This window comes from Nonomuraea sp. NPDC001684 (assembly GCF_053596515.1).
Genome location: NZ_JBSFGJ010000586.1, coordinates 1 through 4,891, shown reverse-complemented (window position 1 = coordinate 4,891; position 4,891 = coordinate 1). Strand labels below are relative to the sequence as shown.

The window sequence follows — 4,891 nt, the reverse complement described above, 5'->3', positions numbered from 1 at the left end:
TACGCGTCAACGCCGTGGCGCCCGGCCCGATGACCACCTCCAAGGTGGTGGCGGTCATGGGACCGGACATCGGCGGCATGGGCCTGACGACAGGGCGGGCCGGACCGGGCGCCCGTCGTCCTGGTGCAGGGCCGGGCGGCCGTGCGCGACGCGGACCTGCAGGCCGGCACCGACCGGTACGTCCGCGAGTCGCTGGCCAAGACCGGCGCCGGGTTCGCCGGGATGCCGTGGTTCCTGGTGAGGCGGCTGGGCTGGTACTTCGCCCGCATCTGGGTGGAGGTCACCCCCGAGCGGATCGTCTGGTGGCCCGAGGGCGACCTGTCCAGGACGCCCGAGATCTGGACGGCCCCTGCGGACGTCGCCGCGCCCGCCTCCGATCCCGCCCCCACCGGCCCCCGGCTGCCGAGCCGGTCGGCACCGCCGGCGGACTGGCGGCCGTTCGCCGGCCGCGCCGCCCGCCTGGGCGAGCCCGTCGTCACCGTGGTGACCGACGGCATGCCGCTGGCCGTGCCCACCCGCTCGGCCGTACGCACCGAGGCGGGCTTCGACCTGCGGCTGCCCGCGGGCGTCCAGGCGGCCGACGGGCCGGTGTGCCTGACCTTCCACCGGCACGGCCCGGCCATGGAGTGGCAGGAGAACGTCGTGCTGGTCGGGCGGGCCACCGGCGCGGGCGACCGGCTGAGCGTGCGGGTCGAGCGGGCGCTCAACGACTGGAGCCTCGCGGGGAGCCGCCGGGAGCGCAGCCGTTCGTTCCTCGGCCAGGGCAGGCTGCTGCGGAAGCGGCTGGAGGCCGAGGCCGCCCGCCGCGGCCAGCCCGTTCCCCGCGTCCGCCGCCCGCGCGACTGACGCCGTCCGCCGCCCGCGTGACTGACGCCGCCCGCCGGTCCCCTGCCTGCGGCGTCCCTACGGGGTGAGGATGCTGATGCCCAGCATGCGGGCGCCCGTCTCGGTGCGCGGGCGATGCGTGCTGCCCGGCGCGAACACGACATAGCTGCCCGGCCCGAGCCGGTGCCCCCGGTCGATGAACTCGCCCGAGATCACGTAGTAGCGTTCCTCGCCGCCGTGCACGTCCACCTCGGGCCATTCGGTGCCCGGGGCGAAGTCGTACATCCAGCCGCGGGCCCGGTCGGTGGCGGGCAGCCGCCGCCGGACGATCCCGGGGACGACCTCGACGGCTTCCACCTCGTCGACGTGCAGGATCTGGACGTCGTTCGCGTCTTGCGTCATGACCCCATCGTCGCGGCGACGCCGTCCCCCGCCCAGTGTCTGGATTGACGTGTGGCGGTACTTTCCTGCCATGACCGTTCAGCGAGTGGTGGCGCTGGTCCTGCCGCCGCAGTCCACGTTCGAGCTGGCGTGCGCGGCGGAGGTCTTCGGCGTGCGCCGGCCGGGTCTGCCCGCCCGCTACTCCTTCCAGGTGTGCGCCGAGCGTCCGGGCGCCGTGCCGACCCTGGCCGGGTACGACATGGCGGTCGGCGCGGGCCTGTCCGCGCTGGAGGCCGCCGACACGGTGGTGATCCCCGGATGGCACCGCCGCGACGACCCGGCGCCGCCCGCCGTGATCGACGCGATCCGGCGGGCCCACCGGCGAGGCGCCCGGATCGTCGCGATCTGCTCGGGAACCTTCCTGCTCGCCGGGACCGGACTGCTCGATCACCGCAGGGCGACCACCCACTGGCGGCTCGCCGCCGAGCTCGCCGACCGCTTTCCCGACGTACAGGTGGAACCCGACACGCTGTACATCGACCTGGGCGACCTCGCCACCAGCGCCGGCACCGCCGCCGGCATCGACCTGTGCCTGCACCTGGCCCGCGCCGACCACGGCGCGGCCTACGCCGCGCACATCGCCCGCCACATGGTCATGCCGCCGCACCGCGAGGGCGGCCAGCTCCAGTACAGCACCGCGCCCCCCACGGACCGCCGGCCGGAGTCGCTCGCGCCGCTCCTCGACTGGGCCGCCGAACGGCTGGACGAGCCCCTCACCCTCGACGACCTCGCCGCACGGGCCGGGGTCTCCCCGCGGACCCTCGCCCGCAGGTTCGCCGGCCAGCTCGGCGTCAGCCCCGGCCGATGGCTGCTCCAGCAGCGCGTCACGGCGGCGCGGGCCCTGCTGGAGGAGACCGACCTCCCCGTGGAGACGATCGCGGCCAGGGTCGGCCTGTCCTCGGCCGCCAACCTGCGCAGACGTTTCCACTCTCTGGTGCACACCACGCCCGCCGCCTACCGCCGCTCGTTCGGCGATCACGACGGCGGCGCCTCCTCGCGACCGGCTGCCGTCAGGGGCGGGGCTCGTCCTCCCACGCCACCGGCGTGACCTCGCCGGTCTCCCAGTCCGAGCGCAGGATCGCGTAGGCGACCGAGTCGTACAGGCGTCCGTCGCGTCCCGGCCAGGCCCGGCGGTAGTGCGCCTCCTTCACGAAGCCCGCGCCGCGGAAGACGGCACGCATGGCCAGGTAGTCCTGCCGGGTGGTGCCCTCGATCCGGGTGATCCCCGGAAGCTCGGCGAACAGGTGGCCGGTCAGCCAGCGCACCGCCTGGCCGCCGAGCCCGCGCCCCCGGTGGGCGGCCCTGATGCGCAGGTCGAAGACGGGCCCTTCGTCGGCGAGGTCCTGCAACCTGATCAACCCGGCCCGCTCGCCCTCGGAGACCACCCAGAAGGTGCGTTCGTCCGCGTCGTCGTAGTGACCGTCGGCGGCCCGCCGCCGGACGGCCTCGGCCTCCGGCCGTCCGACGTGGAAGGGCCAGTCCTCGCCGGTCAGGAAGGCGACCAGGTCGTCGACATCGTCAGGGACGAACCTGATGAACGCTGCTGTCATGATCCAGCCTTCTATCAGATCCCCGCGACCGGCCGGATCACCGGCTCCGCGCCTGATCGGCGACGCGGTCGACGGCCTGGACGGCGACGCCGGGCTCGTCCACGTAGATGTAGTGCTCGCTGCCCGCGGCCGTGCTCAGTTTGCCGCGGCCGGACAGCGCCAGCCACTTGCGCTGGCCCGCCGCCCACGCCCGCTCCAGGCGCGGCCCGTACTCGGGCAGGGCCTCCAGGTACGGCTTGCCGTGCCGGACGACCTCGACCGGGATGTCACCGGCGGAGCGGACCGGGCCGTCGGGGATGACCAGCTTCTCCGGGTTCTGCCCCTGGAAGATCGCCAGGTTCTGCGCGCGCAGCTCGGCGGCCGGGCCCTCGGCCGACTTCGGGATCGCCTTCTCGATGTCGTTCATCATGGTGGGCGGGGTGGCGTCCAGCAGGACCAGGCCCTTGACCCTGTCCTGGTGGTCGGGGGCGTACCGGGCGGCGATCAGCCCGCCCAGCGAGTGACCGGCCAGGACGACCGGGGCCTTCCCGGCGACGCGGTCGAGCACGCCGGTCAGGATCCGGCCGCTGGCGGCGAGGTCCTGCGGACCGTCCGGCTGGTCGCTCTTGCCCGCGCCGAGCCGGTCGTAGGAGCAGACCCGGTGCTTGCCGCTCAACGTCTTCTGCAGGGACGCCATCTTGTCCAGCCCGTCGCCGCCGCCGTGCATCAGGACGACGACCGGGCCGCCCTCGACCGGCTCGCCCGAGCAGGACACGTTCACCGACCGGCCCGCCACGGTGATCTTCTCGATGCCGGAGATCGGCGCGGAGGATGGGGAGGACGCGGAGGGCGTGGAGGCGGCGAAGGGGTCCCAGTTCTCCATCGCGTCGCCGTCGCAGCCGGCCACCCCCGCGCCGAGACCGACGCAGCACAGCACGGCCGCGGCGGGTGTCCTGATCTTGGCGAGCATGAGGTCCTCCAGTGAGCCGGCCGCCGCGGAGGCGATGCGCACGGCGGGGGTACGAACGGGAAAGGCCGGCGGAACGCCGTGGCCGCCCCGCAACGTTACGGACCGGGCGGCGCCGGGATCGTCACCGCACGGTGGACATTCCCCGGTAGCTCGCACGGGGGACAAAGCAGGCTTATCGGCGCCGGCACGCCCGTGGTGCCGCTACGCTCGCCCGGTGATCGATCTGCGGCGGGCCACGGAGGTGTGGCGACGGTGCGACGTCGTGGTCCGGGATCTGCCGTTCGGGCTGCTGGTGGCCGTCGCGTCGCTCCTGCCGGGCCTGCACGACAAGGGCACGCAGGTGGGCGACCTGCCCGCCCGTCCCTTCGACGGGGTGGCCCTGGTGGCGATCGCCCTGGAGTGCCTGCCGCTCGCCGTCCGGCGGCGGTGGCCGGCGGTGTGCCTCGTGCTGGTGTCGCTCGGCTTCGCCCTCGACCAGCTGCGCGCCTACCACCTGTTCGCGAGCAACGTGCTGCCCGTCGCGCTCATCAGCGCGGGCGCCCATCTGGAGCGTTTCCGGCGCGTCACCGTGGTCCTCCTGTCGCTGGCGTACGTGCCGCTGGCCCTCGCGCTCGACCGGCTCGGCGCGGACGAGCGGGTCGAGGGGTACGTGGTGTTCTACCTGGCGCTGGCCCTCACCTGGGGCATCGGGGCCTGGCTGCGTTCGACCCGGGCCGCCGAGGAGGAACGCCGCCGTCACGTCGCCGAGGCCACCCGCGCCGCCGAACGCACCCGGATCGCCCGGGAGCTGCACGACGTCGTGACGCACCACGTGACGGCGATGGTGGTGCAGGCCGAGGCCGCCCGCTACCTGACCGCCGTCCCGGAACGGCTCGACGCGACGCTGAACGCCGTCACCGACACCGGCCGCCGCGCCATCGCCGACCTGCGGCACATGCTCGACCTGCTCAAGGCCGATCACGACCCCGACGGCCTGCCGTCCGCCGCCGACCTGCACACCCTCGTGGAGCGGACCCGCCGGGCGGGGCAGCCGGTGGAGTTCGCCGAGGAGGGCAGCCGGGCGGAACCGGCGGGCAGCGCCGAGTTCGTCGCCTACCGGGTCGTCCAGGAGGCCCTGACGAACGCC

6 protein-coding genes are annotated in these 4,891 nt (G+C 74.5%); 3 read left to right on the top strand and 3 right to left on the bottom strand.

Annotated features, from left to right (window positions below; all coding sequences use genetic code 11):
* The first annotated feature begins 123 nt into the window (after positions 1 to 123).
* Entirely contained in the window at positions 124 to 846 is a 723-nt protein-coding gene (locus ACWCSD_RS47815) for a hypothetical protein (RefSeq protein ID WP_449925676.1), read from the top strand.
* Between the two features lie 57 nt (positions 847 to 903).
* On the opposite strand, the gene ACWCSD_RS47810 is transcribed toward ACWCSD_RS47815, so the two are convergent.
* Entirely contained in the window at positions 904 to 1,227 is a 324-nt protein-coding gene (locus tag ACWCSD_RS47810) for a cupin domain-containing protein (protein WP_449925675.1), read from the bottom strand.
* A 70-nt stretch (positions 1,228 to 1,297) separates the two neighbouring features.
* On the opposite strand from ACWCSD_RS47810, the gene ACWCSD_RS47805 reads away from it, so the two are divergent.
* Positions 1,298 to 2,314, top strand: a complete 1,017-nt coding sequence (locus ACWCSD_RS47805; protein ID WP_449925673.1) for a helix-turn-helix domain-containing protein — start codon at positions 1,298 to 1,300, stop codon at positions 2,312 to 2,314.
* Here ACWCSD_RS47805 and ACWCSD_RS47800 read toward each other — a convergent pair.
* Together ACWCSD_RS47800 and ACWCSD_RS47795 are read right to left on the bottom strand one after the other, a co-directional pair.
* The gene (locus ACWCSD_RS47800; protein ID WP_449925671.1) at positions 2,277 to 2,816 is read right to left on the bottom strand and encodes a GNAT family N-acetyltransferase; all 540 of its coding nucleotides are present in this window, start codon (positions 2,814 to 2,816) and stop codon (positions 2,277 to 2,279) included. The two genes, ACWCSD_RS47805 and ACWCSD_RS47800, sit on opposite strands and share 38 nt — an antisense overlap.
* Before the next feature lie 37 nt (positions 2,817 to 2,853).
* Positions 2,854 to 3,807 carry an alpha/beta fold hydrolase gene (locus ACWCSD_RS47795; RefSeq protein WP_449925669.1) on the bottom strand — a complete coding sequence of 318 codons (954 nt, stop codon included), beginning with the start codon at positions 3,805 to 3,807 and terminating at the stop codon, positions 2,854 to 2,856.
* Between the two features lie 172 nt (positions 3,808 to 3,979).
* Here ACWCSD_RS47795 and ACWCSD_RS47790 point away from each other — a divergent pair.
* Positions 3,980 to 4,891, top strand: a 912-nt coding sequence (locus ACWCSD_RS47790; protein ID WP_449925668.1) for a sensor histidine kinase, incomplete at its 3' end; no start/stop codon positions are given.